The sequence below is a fragment of the Pararhodobacter oceanensis genome, from assembly GCF_003076755.1.
Lineage (GTDB): Bacteria > Pseudomonadota > Alphaproteobacteria > Rhodobacterales > Rhodobacteraceae > Pararhodobacter > Pararhodobacter oceanensis.
Window position 1 is genome coordinate 444,334 of sequence record NZ_QDKM01000002.1, and the last position, 17,090, is coordinate 461,423.

The window sequence follows — 17,090 nt, forward strand, 5'->3', positions numbered from 1 at the left end:
CGGGCGGGGCGGTGCATCTGGTCCTTCATCTTGGCGCCCATGGCACCGACGAAGGGCTGATCGCCGGATGGATCGCCCGCAACCGCAGCGAGTTTGAACGCCAGGGCGTGCTCGCGCCGCCGCCACGGCTGTTTCTGCGCCGCCTCTCCGAGGCTCTGGACCAACAGCGCGACGCCGATCCCTTTACCCGCGAAGAGGCGCTGTTGCGCGGTCTCGGCGCCAGCGGGCAGCGCCGCTGGCTGGCGCTCAGCGCCCCCGGTCTGATCGGTGCCCCCGCGGATGTGATCACGCCCGAAGGCTTCTATGTCACAGACGTCGCGCGCCGCCTCTACGGGCTGCGCAGCTTCTTTCCGCGCTGCCGGATCACCGTGCTTTTGGCGGTGCGCTGTGCCAGCGGCATCCTGCCCGCGCTATTGCCCGATGATCCCGAGGCCGCGCCCGCGCGTCTGCCGATGCTGCGCGGCGAGACCCTGCCTTGGGCGCAACTCATCGCCGCGATCCGGCGGCATCTGCCGCAGGCGCGTGTGGTGGTCTGGCGGCATGAGGATCTGCCGCAGGTCTGGCCCGCTATTCTGGCCCATCTCGCCGGTCCCGAGCGGATATTGCCCGCCGCCGGTCTGCTGGATTTCGCCGCGCTCGACCTGAGCGCCGAGGCCCGTCTGCGCCTGCGCCGCTATCTGACCCAGACCCCGCCCGGCACCGCCGGACAATTGCGCCGCACCGCGCAGGTCTTTGCCGAGCGCTACGGCACAGCACCTCTGCCGGTGCCGCGTGCGGATCTGCCCGATTGGGCGCTATCGGCGATGCAGCGGTTTGATCGCGGCTATGCCACGGAATGGGCCGATATCTGCGGCACCGAGGGCGTCGATACCCTGCAGCCGCAGGGCGGTTAACCAAGTTCCGGCACCTGCAGCACCTCTCGCTTCGAACACATCCGCAACAGCGGCGGCCCAACCGGCCAATTCTCCAACTCCCAATAGCGGGCCCTAAATCAACGGTCCGGCCGGTTCCTGCTCCTCCATCAGTGCCATCAAAGCCGCGGGATCGCCCCGCGCCACCGCGCTTTGCGCCGCCTCGGCGAACCCCTCATCCGCCAGCGCGCGCCCGACCGAGACCAGAAACTGCCCCGCATATTGCAAATGTCTCCGCCCCTCGGGCCCACCCAAGAGCGCGCGCATCTTGCGCAGATCATCGCGCAGCGCCAAAGGGTCGGCACCGGCATTGCGCTGGCCCGACCGCGCCTGCGCACAAAGCCCCAGCGCGCGGTCCATCGCCGCCAGATCCGCCGAGGGCAGCGGCGCATATCCGGTCAGCGCGCGCAGATGCTGCGCCATGCTCACCGGTTTGAGCAGGAACGCATCCGCCCCCGCATCAAGCGCCACCTCGCGCATCTCGTCATGGCCGCTGATCGCCACGATACGCTCGGGCCGCTCGGACAATTCGGCCAGCGCGCGGATCAGATCCAGCCCCGAGCCATCCGGCAGACCAAGGTCAATCAGCACGATATCGGGGCGATAGGTTTTCAGATGCAGCGCCGCCGAGGCCAATGTCTCCACCCGTCGCAGGCGGATACCGCTGCGCCGACAGATCAGCCGCACCGCCTCGGCGGCAAGGCGGCTGTCTTCGACCAGCAGCATCGTATGCGGCGGGATCGCAAAACCGGGGATGAAGGGCTCATCGGTCATCGGCGCGGGGCCATTTGACGCAGCGGATAGCGGGCTGGTCTGCGGGCCGGGCGTCAGGGACCTATCGGGCGACAGATGTGGCAAGGCGGCAGCTCCTCTCGCGACTCACTGTGCCACGCATTGCCTAACGAGGGGTAAACGCGCCCCGCAGCCCCCCTGCAGACCCCTCTGCCGCCCGCCGCTGCGTCCCTGTGCCACTTGCAATTTCGCCCGCGCCCGATATGTCAGACCCATAGAAACCCCGACCCCTGCGAGGACCCCTATGATCGGACGCCTGAACCACGTTGCCATCGCGGTGCCGGATTTGACCGCCGCCGCCGCGCAATATCGCTCGGTTCTCGGTGCCGATGTCGGCGCCCCGCAAGACGAGCCCGATCACGGCGTTACGGTGGTGTTTATCACCCTGCCGAACACCAAGATCGAACTGCTTTACCCGCTGGGCGAGGACAGCCCGATTAACGGGTTTCTGGCCAAGAACCCCGCCGGCGGGATTCACCATATTTGCTATGAGGTCGATGACATCCTTGCCGCCCGTGACCGGCTGCTGGGCGAGGGGGCGCGCATTCTGGGCAGCGGCGAGCCGAAAATCGGCGCCCATGGCAAGCCGGTGTTGTTCCTGCATCCGAAAGATTTCAACGGCTGCCTGATTGAATTGGAGCAGGTCTGATGCCGCTGTATTCCGCCTTTGTGATCTATGCGTTTGCCTGGTTTATCAGCCTCTTGGTGGTTTTGCCCCTGCGGCTGACCACGCAGGGCGAGGCCGGTGAGAAAGTCGCCGGAACGCCGTCATCGGCGCCGGTCAATCCGCAATTGCGCAAGAAACTGGTGATCACCACCGTGGCCGCGACGGTGGTCTTTGTGCTGATCTATGTGACCATTGTTTACGGCGGGATCACGCTGGAGGATATCGATGTGATCAACCGCTGGGCCAATGGCTAAGTTAACGGCCCCCGTTAACCATTAGCCGTTAACTTTTAACCGCTAACGGTTAACGCTGCAGAAGCTGCCCGCGTTAACCGTTAACGCCGCAAGCGGTGATAGATATGGGTGAAGGTCGCCGCGCCGATCACCGGCATCACCAGATTAACCAAGGGCACGCTGAGCGGCACCGCCATCAGCGCTCCCGCCATCCACAGCCGGAAACGGTTGGATTTGCGCAGCGCATGGGCCTCGGCGACGGGCAGGCGGCGCAGGGCGATCATGGTGAAATACTCGCGCGATAACAGATAGCCGTTGATCAGCCAGAGGATCACAATGCCGATCCCGCCGGTGAACACAAACACCACCATGCCGATCAGGTTCAGCCCCACCAAGACCCCGAAATACCGCGCCGAATCGACCAGCGCCGGCCAGAACGGCGCCCGCGGGGCCTGCGGCAGATTGGGGTAATGCACCGCCTCAACCGCATCGGCCACATCATCCAGAAACAATCCGGTGAATGCCGAGGCCACCGGCACCATCAGGAACACCGAAAGCACCAGCATCACCGCGATCGAGGCCAGCGACAACAGCGTCGGCAAACCGCCGATTTCGCCGATCCAGGGCAGCGACCATGTCGCCGGCGTCACCAGTTGCACGACTAATAGCACCACCGCATACATCGCGAACAACAGCGCAATCGACAGCGCCAGACCGAACCAGATGGCGCGGCGAAAGCGCTTGTCATTCCATTGCCCCAAGGCATCCGCGAAGGCGCGGAAGATCACGCGCGAACCCGTGTGGTCAGCGCCGCAACATCGGGACGCGCGCGTTCCGGCGCGGTCAAGTCGCAGCTGCCCAGATGCACGAAACCGGCGATCTGTTCCTGTGGCTCCAGCCCCAGACCGTTCTCGACAAACAGCCGGTCAAAGGCCGCCCAGCCGGTGATCCACGAGGCACCCCAGCCGGTTGCCAGCGCCGCGTTAACCAAGCTCAGACAGACCGCCCCCGAGGAGAGCAATTGCTCGACCTGCGGGATTTTATCCGAGGGTTTCGGGCTGGAAATCACCGCCACGATCATCGGTGCACGCGCCCATGAGAGTGCCGATTTCTCGATCTTCTCGGGCTCCACACCCGTCGCCGCGCCGCGTTCGCGGACCAGCGCCGAGAGCCGCTCGAGCGCCGCGCCCTCAAGCACCACAAACCGCCATGGCTCCATCCGCCCATGATCCGGCACGCGGGTGGCTGCGGTCAGCAATTGCTGCAGCGTGTCGGCATCGGGCGCCGGTAAGGTCAGGGCTTTGGCGGGTTTCGAGCGCCGCGTCAGCAGGAAATCCATCACGGGGTTAGGGTCTAATTGGGTCATTGCCACCTCCAGCCTTTCAGATCGCAACTTTGCGGCCAAGTTTCAAGCGCACCAACGGTTTATGCCGCGGCAAATCGGGCGGTTATTGCCGCTTGTCCGGCGGATAATTTCCGCTATCACTGCAGATCACGCAATCGGAGGTGACGCGATGGAGATGGTCAATCTGGACGGGCTGAACCTGCATTACGCGCTTGAGGGCGCGGCCGAGGGGCTGCCGGTGGTGTTTGCCAATTCGCTGGGCACCGATCTGCGGCTCTGGGACAAAACCATCGCCCGTCTGCCCGCGGGGCTGCGGATTCTGCGCTATGATATGCGCGGTCACGGGCTCTCGGATGCGCCGAAAGCACCCTATGCGATGGGCGCTCTGGTGCGCGATCTCGAGGCGCTGATGGAGCATCTGCAGATCACCAATGCGGTGGTCGTCGGCCTGTCGATCGGTGGCATGGTGGCGCAGGGGCTGGCGGTCAAACGCCCCGATTTGGTGCGCGCGCTGGTCTTGTCGAACACCGCCGCCAAGATCGGCACCAAAGAGCAATGGCTAGAGCGGGTCGCCGCGGTGCAAGCGGGCGGGATCGAACCCTTTGCCGATGCCACCATTGAGCGCTGGTTCGCCCCCGCCTTCCGCCAGTCGCCCGAATGCGCGGCCTGGCGCAATATGGTGGTACGCACCCCGCGCGAGGGCTATGCGGGCTGCGTCGCGGCCTTGGCGGGCACGGATTTCTATACGCCGACCTCGGGGCTGCGGCTGCCGGTTCTGGGCATTGCCGGCGGTGAGGATAAATCCACACCCCCCGATCTGGTGCGTGAAACCATCGACCTGATCCCCGGTGCGCGGTTTGAACTGATCCAGGCCTCGGGCCATCTGTCCTGCGTTGATCAGCCCGATATCTACGCGCGGCTTCTGAGCGGGTTTTTCGATAGCCTCAAAGGGGCAGGGCAGGGGGCGTGAATGTCTGACCAATGGCGAATGTTGAGAAAGTGACATTTCCCGCCATGTGACTCCGGTTCTCCACGGTAGAAAGGTTGATTAAGTGACAGTCAGGCTCATCTCACCCCACAGCACCCCAGCGCGGCGCGGGCAAAGCCCTCACCGCGTCGGGTCTGTACCGCGCCGGAGAACCGCCACCGCCACCCGGTGCCAACCAGCGCCGGAGGGGCAGAAAAACCACCGCCCAAGCGCAAATGAATTGACGCCTGCGCATGATTTGATCAAATTATTCCCTAGCGGCCAAAGCCCGCGCCACCACCGCCCCGCAAGCCACCCAAACGGCCACCCAATAGGCGCGGCACCAGCGGTATCACGGGCTCTGGACGCAAGCGCCAACAGGGCATTAAACTGACCATGATCGGGACTCGCAGAAAGTCCCGACAGATCCGCGCCCGCCACCACATCGGGCCAGTTAAACCGGGGAGATCTCTATGAAACGCACCACTTTGGCCGCTGCCATTGCCTGCCTTGCAGCGCCAGCGCCTGCCCTCGCCGAGGGCGAGCTGCACCTCTATATCTGGTCGGATTACATCACCGACGCCGCCATCGAGCGGTTTGCCGAGGAAACCGGCATCACCGTCTCGGTCGATGTCTACGATTCGAACGAGACCCTCGAAGCGCGGATGCTCGCCGGTGGCTCGGGCTATGATGTGGTGGTGCCGACCACCGATTTCATGCAGCGCCAGATCGCCGCCGGTGTCTACCAGCCGCTCGACCGTGAGCAACTGGGCAATCTCGAACATATGGACGAGGGTCTGATGGCCCGCGCCGCCACCTTTGACCCCGGCAATGAGCACGGCACGGTCTATATGTGGGGCACCACCGGGATCGGTTATAACATTGATATGGTTGCCGAACGTCTGGGTGAGGACTATGAGGTCAACAGCTGGGAACTGCTGTTTGATCCCGAAATCGCCGCGCAGGTCGCCGATTGCGGCATCTCCATGCTCGACGCGCCGACCGAGATGATCCCCGCCGCGCTGGCCTATCTCGGGCTCGATCCGCAATCGCATAGCGACGAAGATCTCGAGGTCGCCGGTGAGCTCCTCGCCTCGGTGCGCGAACACGTCCGCTACTACCATTCCTCGCAATATATCGGTGATCTGGCCAATGGCGAGGTCTGCGTCTCGGTCGGCTGGTCCGGCGATGTGTTTCAGGCCGCTGCCCGCGCCGAAGAGGCGGATCGCGGCGTCAACGTCTGGTATGCGATCCCTGAAGAGGGCGCGATGGTCTGGTTCGACATGCTGGCGATCCCCTCGGATGCGCCCAACGCCGAGAACGCGCATCTGTTCATCAACTACCTGATGGAACCCGATGTGATCGCCGAGGTGACCAATTACGTCTGGTATGCCAATGCCAACCGCAGCTCCTGGCCGATGGTCGATGCCGAGATCACCGCTGATCCGGCGATCTTCCCGCCGCAAGAGGTGATGGACCGCCTGTTCACCGGCGTCACCTATACCTCGCGCGAGGACCGCGCCCTGACCCGCATGTGGACCCGCGTCCGCACCGGACAATAAGACGACAGCCCCGCCCGCTGGCAATGGCGGGCGGGGCACAGATCTTGGGCGGAGGGATTTGATGACCACACCAGCGATTGCTGCCGATACGCGGCCTTGGCGCGATGCCGATGCGCCGCCGTTCATTTCCATTCGCAACATCACCAAAAAATTCGGTGATGCCACGGCGGTGGATGATGTATCGCTGGATATTTACCGCGGCGAATTGTTCTGCCTCCTGGGCGGCTCGGGCTGCGGGAAATCGACGCTTCTGCGCATGCTCGCCGGTTTCGAGACGCCCACCAAGGGCCAGATCCTGATCGACGGGCAGGATATGGCCACGGTCAGCGCCGACAAACGCCCGACCAATATGATGTTCCAATCCTACGCGCTGTTCCCGCATATGAGCGTCGAGCGCAATGTCGCCTACGGGCTGTTGCGCGAGGGGATGTCCAAAGCCGAGGCCCGCGCCCGCGCGCTTGAAATGCTGCAAATGGTTAATCTTGAGGCTTTCGCGCGCCGCAAACCGCACCAGCTTTCGGGCGGCCAGCGCCAGCGTGTGGCGCTTGCCCGTGCCTTGGTGAAAAAGCCCAAACTGCTGCTCTTGGATGAACCTCTGGGCGCGCTCGATAAGAAACTGCGCGAGAAAACCCAGTTCGAACTGATCCGCATTCAGGAATCCCTCGGCGTCACCTTCATCGTCGTCACCCATGATCAGGACGAGGCGATGACCCTGGCCACCCGCATCGGGGTGATGAGCGACGGTGTCATCCAGCAGGTCGGCGAACCCCGCGAAATCTATGAGACGCCGACCTCGCGCTTTGTCGCCGATTTCATCGGTTCGGTGAATATGTTCGAAGGCACAGTCGGCCCCGCCGCCCCCGATCTGATGCGTGTCGAGACTGCGGATCTGGGCGCCGTTGCGGTGCCGCCGGTCTCGGGCCTCACGCAGGGGCAAACCGTGTATCTGGCCCTGCGCCCCGAGCGTATCACCCTGACCCGCAGCGCCCCCGAAGGGCGCAATGATGTGGTGCGCGGGCTGGTGCTTGATATGGGCTACGTCGGGCATCTCTCGACCTACCGCGTGCGCCTCGAGAATGGCCGGATGATCACCGTCACCCAATCCAACCGGCTGCGCGACGAAGACCCGATCAGCTGGGATGAGCATATCTACGCCAGCTGGAACCCCGCCGCCGTGCGGGTGCTGACCCAATGAGTGCCCCCGACGCGGTGCCAAGCGCCAGCCACGCACCCCTCTACCGCCGCCTGTTCCTCATCGCCGTGGTCGCGCTGGCGCTTGCGCTCCGTTTCGACCTGCTGACGCTTGAGGCCCAGACCGCGGGCACATTAACCCTGATCCTCTGGACCACCGCGCTTGCCCTGATCGCGCTCGAGGCCAGCGATGCGCTCGGTATCTCCCGCCGGTGGCTGGTCATCGCCCTGCCGATGCTCTGGCTCTTCGTGTTCTTTCTGGTGCCGTTTCTGGTGCTTGGCCGCATCTCCATCGCCGAATCGATGATCGCCCGCCCGCCCTATAGCCCGCTCTGGGAACGCGGCTCCGACGGTTCGCTCGAGATCATTGCCAGCCTTGATAACTACCGTTTCCTCCTGTCCGACGCGCTCTACCGCAACGCCTATCTCTCGTCCTTCCGTGTCGCCGCCATCTCGACGATCTTCGCGCTGCTGATCGGCTACCCGCTCGCCTATTACATCGCCCGCGCCCCCGAGCCGCGCCGCTCGATCCTGCTGCTGTTGGTGATCCTGCCGTTCTGGACCTCCTTTCTGTTGCGGGTCTACGCATGGATCGGCTTTCTGCGCCGCGACGGGGTGATCAATAATATCCTCACCTGGGCGGGGGTGATCGACGAGCCCTTGGTGATGATGCAAACCGACCTCGCGGTCTATATCGGCATCGTCTACACCTATCTGCCGTTCATGATCCTGCCGCTGTACGCCAATCTGGTGAAACTCGACGGCGCGCTCCTCGAGGCCGCCGGAGACCTCGGCGCCTCACCCATGGTGACCTTCCTCACCATCACCCTGCCACTCTCGCTGCCCGGGATTGTCGCGGGCTCGATGCTGGTTTTCATCCCCGCCATCGGCGAATATGTGATCCCGGCACTCCTCGGCGGGCCCGACACGTTGATGATCGGCCGCGTCCTGTGGGATGAGTTCTTTGCCTCGCGCGACTGGCCCGTGGCCTCGGCGGTGGCAATCGTGATGCTGGTGCTGGTGGTGCTGCCGATCATGTGGCTGCAATCGGTGCAAAACCGCGAGGTGCCGAAATGAACCTGCGCGGCTATTTCCTGCCCGTCGTCGCCACGCTGGGCTTTGTGTTCCTCTATGCGCCGATCGTCTCGCTGGTGGTGTTCTCGTTTAACGAAAGCCGCCTCGTCACCGTCTGGGGCGGGTTTTCCACCCGCTGGTATGGCGAATTGCTGCGCGACGGGCAGATGCTCTCGGCGGCTTGGGTCAGCCTGAAAGTCGCCACGCTCAGCGCCACGCTGGCCACGGTGATCGGCACGCTCGCCGCCTTCACCCTGACCCGTTTCGCAAGGTTTCGCGGCAAGCTCCTGCTCACCGGCATGGTCACCGCGCCCTTGGTGATGCCCGAGGTGATCACCGGCCTGTCGCTGCTCCTGTTGTTTGTCACCATGGAAAATATGCTCGGCTGGCCCGCAGGGCGCGGATTAACCACGGTGGTGATCGCCCATGCGACCTTCTGCGCCGCCTATGTCACGGTGATCGCCCAGTCACGGCTGCGCGATATGGACGAAAGCCTCGAGGAGGCCGCCCGCGACCTCGGCGCCGGTCCGGTCAGGGTATTCTTCGACATCACCCTGCCGGTGATCACCCCGGCGTTGATCTCCGGCTGGCTCTTGGCCTTCACGCTGTCGCTCGATGATCTGGTGGTCGCCAGCTTCGTTTCCGGGCCGGGCGCCTCGACCCTGCCAATGGTGATCTTCTCGAAAGTGCGCCTCGGGGTCAGCCCCGATGTCAACGCGCTCGCCACGATCATCATTGTGATCGTCGCCATCGCCGTCACCATCGCCGGCCTGCTGCTGCGCCGCCAACACAAGAAATACTAAGCGAAACCGGCCCGCTCATCTGTCCAAAAATATCCTGGGGGTGAATGGCCGCAGGCCAGAGGGGGCAACGCCCCCAAGACTTTCGCACAAAGGGCCGCGCCCGACCCTGGGAGGGCGCGGGCACCCTCGCGGCGACGCGCAGCGCTCAGAAGCATCCATGTCGGGCGCGCAATGAACGATATCGCCGAGCGCCCTCCCGTGGGAAGGGTCGGGCGCGGCCCGGGTGAAAGCCCGCGCCAAACGGTGGGCCTGTTCAACAAGTGGTTGCTAAACTCACCCCGCCAGCGTCTCGAACACCGCCGAAACCCGCGCCGCTTCCGTGTCCAACCCCCAAGGCGGGTTGATCACGAAAAGCCCCGACCCGACCATCCCGTGCCCTTCGCGCGCCGGCGCAAACCGCACCTCATGGCGCAAAGCCCCCGGGTGCGCCGCCTGCAACTCGCGCAGCATCCCCAGATGCCGCCCGTCGCTCAGGATCGGATACCACAGCGCAATAATCCCCACATTCCACTTGCGCGCGATCAGCCCGATGAACCGCGCCATCTCGGCATAATCCGCCGCCACCTCATAGCTCGGATCAATCAGCAGCATCCCGCGCCGCGGCATCGGCGGGGTCAATTCCTGCACTTTGGCAAAGCCGTCCACCTGATGCACCCGCGCCGCATAGGGCATCATCGCCTCGGCCAGCGCCTCATATTCCGCCGGATGACGTTCGGCCAGATGCACGGTATCAAACCCGCGCAACAGGCGCGTGGCAATCATCGGCGAGCCGGGATAGGCCGCCGGTCCGAACTCTGCGCGCAACTCGGCTATCACCCGCATATAGGGATGATCCGGCGCAAACCCCGCTTCCAGCCGGAAAATCCCCGCCTCGGCCTCGCCGGTCTTCACCGCTTCGGGCGCGCCCAGATCATACAGCCCGCGTCCGGCGTGGCTCTCGATATAGGTCAGCGGTTTCTCCTTGCCGGTCAGATAGTCCAGCATCCACGCCTGCAGCGCATGTTTATGCACATCAGCGGCGTTTCCGGCGTGATATAGATGTTGATAGGACAGCATCGCCACAGACTTTCCGGCCCGCCAGACGCGCGCCTCAGGGACATGAAATTCGGGAAGACCGCGTTACTGCGTGCGGCGCAGCCGGATCACCACATCCACCTTCGAGATCTCGCAATCCTGCGGTATATCGGGGAGCCGCAGGATTTCAAGCTGCTCGGCAGGCGCATCGCGCAGCTGCTGGGTGTCCTCGAAAAAGAAATGCGGGTGGTCATCGGTGCAGGTGTCGAAATAACTGCGCGAGCCCTCAACGGCGATCTCGCACAGCAGCCCGGCCTCGCAAAACGCGCGTAAGGTGTTGTAAACCGTAGCCAATGAGACCTTTTCGTCGCTCGCCTGCGTGGCGGTGAACAGGCTCTCGGCGGTGACATGGCGGTTGCGCCCGTCGCCCATCAGCAGGGCCGCCAGCGACAACCGCTGTTTGGTCGGCCGCAATCCGGCGGCGATCAGCCAATTGGCTGCCCGGTCCTGCGCATCTGGCGTGTTCACTGCGAAATCACTGGTCATGCCATCTTATAACTTGTTAAAGACTTATCTTTCAATGCCCTTGCAGCCCCGGCCGTGAAAAGCCGCTTACGCGGGCAGCCGGCAGGGCTGTCCCCACATCCGGCTTTCCCCCCGCATTCCGCGCGCTCGCCGGATCAACGCGCGACTTGTCACTGTCAAAGCGGCAATGCTAGAGGGGAGGGAGATCTGATCAAATACCGCCCAAACGCCTCTAAGACCGCCCGCCTCTAAGACCGACCCCCCCTAAGCCCGAACGCCCCTAAGAAGGACATTATACCATGGCGCAATATCCGACATCATTCGACAAGGACGCCCTTCTGGCTTGCGCACGCGGCGAGCTTTTCGGCCCCGGCAACGCCCAGCTTCCGGCGCCGCCGATGCTGATGATGGACCGGATCACCGAGGTCTCTGCCGATGGCGGGGCGCATGGCAAGGGCCATATCAAAGCCGAATTCGACATCACCCCGGAGCTGTGGTTTTTCGACTGCCATTTCCCCGGCAACCCGATCATGCCCGGCTGTCTGGGCCTCGACGGGCTCTGGCAATTGACCGGCTTCAACCTCGGCTGGCGCGGCTGGCTGGGCCGTGGCTATGCGCTCGGCGTCGGCGAAGTGAAGCTCACCGGCATGGTGCGCCCGGATCGTAAGATGCTGACCTATAAGGTCGATTTCACCAAAGCCGTGCAAAGCCGCCGGTTGACCATGGGCGTCGCCGACGGCATCGTCGAGGCCGATGGCGAGGTGATCTATCAGGTCACCGGCATGAAAGTCGCGCTCTCGGAAAGCTAAGGACAGAGGGGGCGCTGCCCCCACCGCCTGCGGCGGCTCCCCCGGGATATTTCAGGCATAAAGTGGGGGCAGGGGCGCCGGACGACGCGGACCGCAAAAGCCCGCGCCGCCCACTTCATGCACGGTCATCGGCATCCCTGCCTGTACCGTGCTCCCAGCTTGGCCCATTAAGGTTAACCGCGCGTTAAGTCGCCACCGATCCCGCCCACTTTATGCTTCAAATATCCTCGGGGGTGAGGCCCGGCACGGGCCGAGGGGGCAGACAGCCCCCTGAACCTGTTTAACCGCCCGCTTTTCTTCCGCCGCGATTTCTTCTAGCCTGCCCGATTGACCGAGAGGGGCCCCGAAATCTGAAACGGGCCCAAAATCTGAAACTGCAATGGGCAGCCCGATTGTTTTCAGATAGATTTCTGCCACTAAGGTGGGTACACCCGCCTCGCCAAGATTACAGGGAGCCGCCATGCGCCGCGTCGTTATTACCGGGATCGGGATTGTCTCGCCCATCGGCAACACTGCCGCCGAAGTTGAAGCCAGCCTGCGGGCGGGGAAATCCGGGATCGTCGCATCCCCCGAATACGCCGAACACGGGTTTCGCAGCCAGATCCACGGCATGCCGCAGATCGACCTGACCGAGCATATCGACAAGCGCGACCTGCGCTTCATGGGGCCGGGCGCGGCCTATAACTTCATCTCGATGGAACAGGCGATCAAGGACGCAGGCCTCGAGCCTTCGGATGTCTCGAACGAGCGCTCGGGCCTGATCATGGGCTCCGGCGGCCCCTCGACCTCGAACTTTTTCCAAGCCCATCAGATCGTGATCGAGAAGGGCGCGCCCAAGCGCATGGGCCCCTTCATGGTTACCCGCTGCATGTCCTCGACCAACTCGGCCTGCCTGGCCACGCCGTTCAAGATCAAGGGCGTGAACTACTCGATCACCTCCGCCTGCTCGACCTCGGCGCATTGCATCGGCAACGGCACCGAGCTGATCCAGATGGGCAAACAGGACATCGTCTTTGCCGGCGGCGGCGAAGAACTGGACTGGACCCTTTCCTGCCTGTTCGACGCGATGGGCGCGATGTCGTCGAAATACAATGACACCCCCGAGACCGCCTCGCGCACCTTTGACGCCAGCCGCGACGGCTTTGTCATCGCCGGCGGCGGCGGTGTGGTGGTGCTGGAAGAACTCGAACACGCGCTGGCCCGCGGTGCCAAGATCTACGCCGAAGTCACCGGCTACGGCGCCACCTCGGACGGCCACGACATGGTCGCGCCTTCCGGCGAGGGCGGCGAACGCTCGATGCGGCTGGCACTTGGCACGCTGCCCGAGGGCCGTAAAATCACCTATATCAACGCCCATGGCACCTCGACGCCGGCCGGCGATGTCACCGAAGTGCAGGCCGTGCGCCGCGTCTTTGGCGAAGACAATGTGCCGCCGATCGCCTCGACCAAATCGATGACCGGCCACAGCCTTGGCGCCACCGGCGTGCATGAGGCGATCTATTCGCTCCTGATGATGCAGGGCAAATTCATCGCCCCCTCGATCAATGTCACCAATCTCGACCCCGAGATCAAACCCCATGAGATCTGCACCGAGCTGCGCGAAGATGTCGACCATGACAGCGTCTTGTCGAACAGCTTTGGCTTTGGCGGCACCAACGCCACGCTGGTGATGTCGAAATTCGATCAGTAAAGGAGCACGGCCATGGCCAATCTGATGAACGGAAAACGCGGGTTGGTCATGGGCGTGGCCAATGAACGCTCGATCGCCTGGGGCATTGCCAAGGCGCTGGCCGCCGAGGGCGCGGAGCTGGCGTTCTCCTATCAAGGCGACGCCTTCGGCAAACGGGTGCAGCCACTGGCCGCCTCGCTGGGCTCGGAGTTTCTGGTCGATGTCGATGTGACTTCGGACGAGAGCCTCGATGCCGCCTTTGCCGCACTCAAGGATCGCTGGGGCCAGATCGACTTTCTGGTCCATGCCATCGCCTATTCTGACAAGAACGAGCTCACCGGTCGGTTCACCAATACCAGCCGCGATAACTTCAAGAATTCGCTGGATATTTCCTGCTATTCCTTCATTGACGTCTCGCGCCGCGCGGCTGAATTGATGCCCGAGGGCGGCTCCTTGATCACCCTGACTTACGGCGGATCGAATCGCGTGACGCCGTTTTACAACGTGATGGGTGTGGCCAAGGCGGCGCTCGAGGCGTCGATGCGCTATCTCGCTAATGACCTCGGCCCGCAGAACATCCGCGTCAATGCGATCTCGCCCGGCCCGATGAAAACCCTCGCCGGAGCGGCCATCGGCGGCGCCCGCAAAACCTACCGCCACACCGAGGCCAACGCGCCTCTGGGCCATAACGCCACCCTCGAAGCGGTCGGCGGCGCGGCGGTGTTTCTGGCCTCGGATTACGGCGCCTGCACCACCGGCGACATCGTCATGGTCGACAGCGGCTATCACGTCCTGGGCATGCCGCAGCCGGATAATATCTAGGGCGCGGCTGGATCGACGGCGAGCCTAATCCTTCGCCTCAAAACCCTCGGCATCTTCGGCCAGCGCATGGCGGTCAACATCCTTGTTGGTCGCCCGCGCCTCCTGAATTTTCGGTGCCGGACGCTGCCACGCGCTCAGGCCCGAGCCAAGGTTGCGGTAGAATTCCGGCACCAAACGCTCCAATTCAGCGATGAAATTCTGCTGCTGGCCAAAGCGCCCGCCCAGCTCCGAGGATTGGAACACAAAGAACCGGCTCACCACCAGATGCGCCTTGCCCTCGCTGGCGATCTCGATATCGGCGCGCAGGTCCGCCAGCGCAAATTGGGTGCTGTCGGCGCTGCCCGGCCACAAGAGACGCAGGAAATACCCTTCGGCACGCTCGGTCTTGATCTGCCGCAACAGCCAGTTCAGCCGCGCTTTGGTGGATTTGCGGTCCTCGGGCGCGCGCAGGGTCATGCCGACATCAATGCAGCGCCGTTTCAGATCGGCCACCACCAACAGCGGTGAGGCCGCGTCGGGGATCAGCAACTCGCTGGTCAATTGCCCCGCATCGCGCAGCAATTGCAACTCGGCCTTCTGGCGCTCCGAGGGGTCTTTGATATGCCGCCGCGGCAATTTCTCGGTCACCGCCGTGCCGGTCAACCGGCTCAGGATCAGCGATAGATCGCGGGTTTCCTGATGCCAAGCCTCCAACACCGGCAGTGCAATCGGTGATTTCGCCGGTATCGCGCCGCCACTGGTGACCAGCTTGTTCAACTCGGTCCATTCGCGCGGCATCCGGTCAAAACCACGGATACCGGCGCTTTCATGGGTCAGGAAGCGGCGCAATTCATTGAGCAAAATCCGCTGGTCCTCATCCGCCACGCCTTTGGCCGAGATCAGCAGATCGGCGGTGGTCAGGATATGCATCCACGACCAATGGAACACTGGAATCTTCGATTTACTTTTGCGCACCGCCTCCACCGGATGGGCATCGGGAGTGGTGGCGAATTGGTTGGAAATGGTGATCACACAGTCAATGTCGAACTCTTTGGCGAGGCTGCGGTAGCGCTCGATTTGCTGCGGGTCCAGCTCGTTGTTGCCGATTTTGGTTTCCAGCAGGGCACGCCATTCACGGCTGCCCACGGTGACGACAATCAGCCCGTCAGGGCGCTCGCGGATCTCGGTTTTGGGCTTTTCAAACACGATCTCGGTATAGACATCCAGCTTCGCGCGTTTGCCCAAGGGCCGCCCGACTGAGGCCAGAAGCGCATGGCCGAATTCGTCGATTTTCGACATGCAGGCGAGCACAATCGAGGTGGTGCGCCCCTCTTTCGAGGTGGTGGACAGCACCGGAAACAACCGGGCGCTTTCGCCCTGACACAGGTAACTCGGACGCGATTGACCACTCATACCTCACCCTTTCACACGCTATGCTTGCATTGAACGTTAAAAACTATCGCTGCGTCAAGCGTCCCGCCCATTCGCCAGCCCCTGAGGCAAGCAACCCGACGCCCCGTCTGGGGCAATACCCCCGGCTTCATCTTGCCAAAAATACTCAAAAAATCCCCGATATCAGCCCTAACAAAGGGTAAACCCGACAGGATAACCCATTGAAATCACACCATCCCGCCCCTGTCCCACACGCGGGACAGCAGGTCCGGCCCGCCTCTTGTGCATGACTTCCCAGCGTCTAAACTACCCCGATAGACAAAGAGGTGCCCGATGATCTCCGGCTATGGAAACCGCCGCCGTTTTCGCGATCTGAGCGAGCAGGAAATCCTCGCGCTGGCGATCTCTTCCGAAGAGGACGACGCGCGGATTTACCGAAGCTATGCCGAGCGCTTGCGGGCGGAATATCCGGCCTCGGCGGCGATTTTCGATGATATGGCCGCCGAAGAAGACAGCCACCGCAGCCGCCTGATCGCGCTCCATCAACACCGTTTCGGGCAGGTCATCCCCCTGCTGCGCCGCGAGCATGTCGCGGGCTATTACGCCCGCAAGCCGGTCTGGCTGATGGAGACGATGACGCTGGAGCAAATCCGCGGCGAGGCCGAGGCGATGGAGCGGCAGGCGCAGGCGTTTTATGAGGCTGCCACCGCCCGCGCCACGGATGCCAAGACCCGCAAATTGCTCGGCGATCTCGCCGCCGCCGAGGCCGCCCATCACAGCACCGCTGAAGCGCTGGAACACAAGCATCTGGGCCGCGACGCCCGCGCCAGCGAGGATGAGACCGCCAAGCGGCAATTCCTGCTGACCTGGGTGCAGCCCGGTCTGGCGGGGCTGATGGATGGCTCGGTTTCCACCCTCGCGCCGATCTTCGCCACCGCCTTCGCCACCCAAGACACCCATACGACCTTTCTGGTCGGCCTCGCCGCCTCGGTCGGCGCGGGGATTTCCATGGGCTTTACCGAGGCCGCCTCGGACGACGGGCAATTATCCGGCCGCGGCTCGCCGGTGAAACGCGGCTTTGCCTCGGGGATCATGACCACCCTCGGCGGGCTCGGCCACGCGCTGCCCTATCTGATCCCCGATTTCTGGACCGCCACGGTGATCGCGATGATCGTGGTCTTTGTCGAACTCTGGGCGATCGCCTGGATCCAGAACAAATACATGGACACCCCGGTTCTCCGCGCCACCCTGCTGGGGGTTCTGGGCGGCGCGCTGGTGTTTGCGGCGGGGGCGATTATCGGCGCCGGATAGCGGGCGTGGGGGGTAGGGGGCTTT

Annotated in this window: 18 protein-coding genes; 12 read left to right on the forward strand and 6 right to left on the reverse strand. The window is 63.5% G+C overall.

Annotation, left to right across the window (positions count from 1 at the left end; all coding sequences use genetic code 11):
- The first annotated feature begins 11 nt into the window (after nt 1-11).
- Nucleotides 12-893 (forward strand): hypothetical protein, encoded by an 882-nt coding sequence (locus DDE20_RS06475; RefSeq protein WP_116557639.1) that lies wholly within the window; start codon nt 12-14, stop codon nt 891-893.
- Between the two features lie 93 nt (nt 894-986).
- On the opposite strand, the gene DDE20_RS06480 is transcribed toward DDE20_RS06475, so the two are convergent.
- Nucleotides 987-1,769, reverse strand: a complete 783-nt coding sequence (locus DDE20_RS06480) for a response regulator (RefSeq protein ID WP_133240325.1) — start codon at nt 1,767-1,769, stop codon at nt 987-989.
- A 178-nt stretch (nt 1,770-1,947) separates the two neighbouring features.
- On the opposite strand from DDE20_RS06480, the gene mce reads away from it, so the two are divergent.
- Both mce and DDE20_RS06490 read left to right on the forward strand, forming a co-directional pair.
- Entirely contained in the window at nt 1,948-2,352 is a 405-nt protein-coding gene (gene mce, locus DDE20_RS06485; RefSeq protein ID WP_116557641.1) for a methylmalonyl-CoA epimerase, read from the forward strand.
- Nucleotides 2,352-2,624: a DUF1467 family protein gene (locus DDE20_RS06490; RefSeq protein ID WP_116557642.1), complete on the forward strand. Its 273-nt coding sequence runs from the start codon at nt 2,352-2,354 to the stop codon at nt 2,622-2,624. Before mce ends, DDE20_RS06490 begins: the two co-directional genes overlap by 1 nt.
- Before the next feature lie 80 nt (nt 2,625-2,704).
- On the opposite strand, the gene DDE20_RS06495 is transcribed toward DDE20_RS06490, so the two are convergent.
- Nucleotides 2,705-3,391, reverse strand: coding sequence for an EI24 domain-containing protein (locus tag DDE20_RS06495; RefSeq protein ID WP_116557643.1), 687 nt, complete (start codon nt 3,389-3,391; stop codon nt 2,705-2,707).
- Nucleotides 3,388-3,969, reverse strand: coding sequence for a nitroreductase family protein (locus tag DDE20_RS06500; RefSeq protein WP_116557644.1), 582 nt, complete (start codon nt 3,967-3,969; stop codon nt 3,388-3,390). The genes DDE20_RS06495 and DDE20_RS06500 overlap by 4 nt, the downstream gene beginning before the upstream one ends.
- A 148-nt stretch (nt 3,970-4,117) precedes the next feature.
- On the opposite strand from DDE20_RS06500, the gene pcaD reads away from it, so the two are divergent.
- From pcaD to DDE20_RS06525, 5 genes are all read left to right on the forward strand, one after another.
- Entirely contained in the window at nt 4,118-4,918 is an 801-nt protein-coding gene (gene pcaD / locus DDE20_RS06505) for a 3-oxoadipate enol-lactonase (protein ID WP_116557645.1), read from the forward strand.
- Between the two features lie 470 nt (nt 4,919-5,388).
- On the forward strand, nt 5,389-6,477 hold the full coding sequence (locus tag DDE20_RS06510) for a polyamine ABC transporter substrate-binding protein (protein ID WP_116557646.1): 1,089 nt from the start codon (nt 5,389-5,391) through the stop codon (nt 6,475-6,477).
- A gap of 61 nt (nt 6,478-6,538) precedes the next feature.
- Complete coding sequence (locus DDE20_RS06515) at nt 6,539-7,672, forward strand: ABC transporter ATP-binding protein (RefSeq protein ID WP_116557647.1); 1,134 nt, start codon at nt 6,539-6,541, stop codon at nt 7,670-7,672.
- A 230-nt stretch (nt 7,673-7,902) separates the two neighbouring features.
- Nucleotides 7,903-8,745 (forward strand): ABC transporter permease subunit, encoded by an 843-nt coding sequence (locus tag DDE20_RS06520; RefSeq protein ID WP_205961636.1) that lies wholly within the window; start codon nt 7,903-7,905, stop codon nt 8,743-8,745.
- Nucleotides 8,742-9,545 carry an ABC transporter permease subunit gene (locus DDE20_RS06525; RefSeq protein ID WP_116557649.1) on the forward strand — a complete coding sequence of 268 codons (804 nt, stop codon included), beginning with the start codon at nt 8,742-8,744 and terminating at the stop codon, nt 9,543-9,545. The genes DDE20_RS06520 and DDE20_RS06525 overlap by 4 nt, the downstream gene beginning before the upstream one ends.
- Before the next feature lie 273 nt (nt 9,546-9,818).
- Here the strand turns inward: DDE20_RS06525 and rlmJ are convergent, their stop codons facing one another.
- Nucleotides 9,819-10,601: a 23S rRNA (adenine(2030)-N(6))-methyltransferase RlmJ gene (rlmJ, locus tag DDE20_RS06530; RefSeq protein ID WP_116557879.1), complete on the reverse strand. Its 783-nt coding sequence runs from the start codon at nt 10,599-10,601 to the stop codon at nt 9,819-9,821.
- A 63-nt stretch (nt 10,602-10,664) separates the two neighbouring features.
- Nucleotides 10,665-11,105: a Fur family transcriptional regulator Irr gene (irr, locus tag DDE20_RS06535; RefSeq protein ID WP_116557650.1), complete on the reverse strand. Its 441-nt coding sequence runs from the start codon at nt 11,103-11,105 to the stop codon at nt 10,665-10,667.
- Nucleotides 11,106-11,383: 278 nt separating this feature from the next.
- On the opposite strand from irr, the gene fabA reads away from it, so the two are divergent.
- From fabA to DDE20_RS06550, 3 genes are all read left to right on the forward strand, one after another.
- Nucleotides 11,384-11,893: a bifunctional 3-hydroxydecanoyl-ACP dehydratase/trans-2-decenoyl-ACP isomerase gene (fabA, locus tag DDE20_RS06540; protein ID WP_116557651.1), complete on the forward strand. Its 510-nt coding sequence runs from the start codon at nt 11,384-11,386 to the stop codon at nt 11,891-11,893.
- A gap of 460 nt (nt 11,894-12,353) precedes the next feature.
- Nucleotides 12,354-13,583, forward strand: coding sequence for a beta-ketoacyl-ACP synthase I (fabB, locus tag DDE20_RS06545; protein ID WP_116557652.1), 1,230 nt, complete (start codon nt 12,354-12,356; stop codon nt 13,581-13,583).
- Nucleotides 13,584-13,595: 12 nt separating this feature from the next.
- Entirely contained in the window at nt 13,596-14,384 is a 789-nt protein-coding gene (locus tag DDE20_RS06550) for an enoyl-ACP reductase FabI (protein WP_116557653.1), read from the forward strand.
- 24 nt (nt 14,385-14,408) lie between these two features.
- Here the strand turns inward: DDE20_RS06550 and DDE20_RS06555 are convergent, their stop codons facing one another.
- Nucleotides 14,409-15,776 carry a hypothetical protein gene (locus DDE20_RS06555; protein WP_116557654.1) on the reverse strand — a complete coding sequence of 456 codons (1,368 nt, stop codon included), beginning with the start codon at nt 15,774-15,776 and terminating at the stop codon, nt 14,409-14,411.
- Nucleotides 15,777-16,088: 312 nt separating this feature from the next.
- On the opposite strand from DDE20_RS06555, the gene mbfA reads away from it, so the two are divergent.
- A complete protein-coding gene (mbfA, locus tag DDE20_RS06560; protein WP_116557655.1) occupies nt 16,089-17,066 on the forward strand; it encodes an iron exporter MbfA in 978 nt (325 codons plus the stop codon).
- The last annotated feature ends 24 nt before the right edge of the window (nt 17,067-17,090 follow it).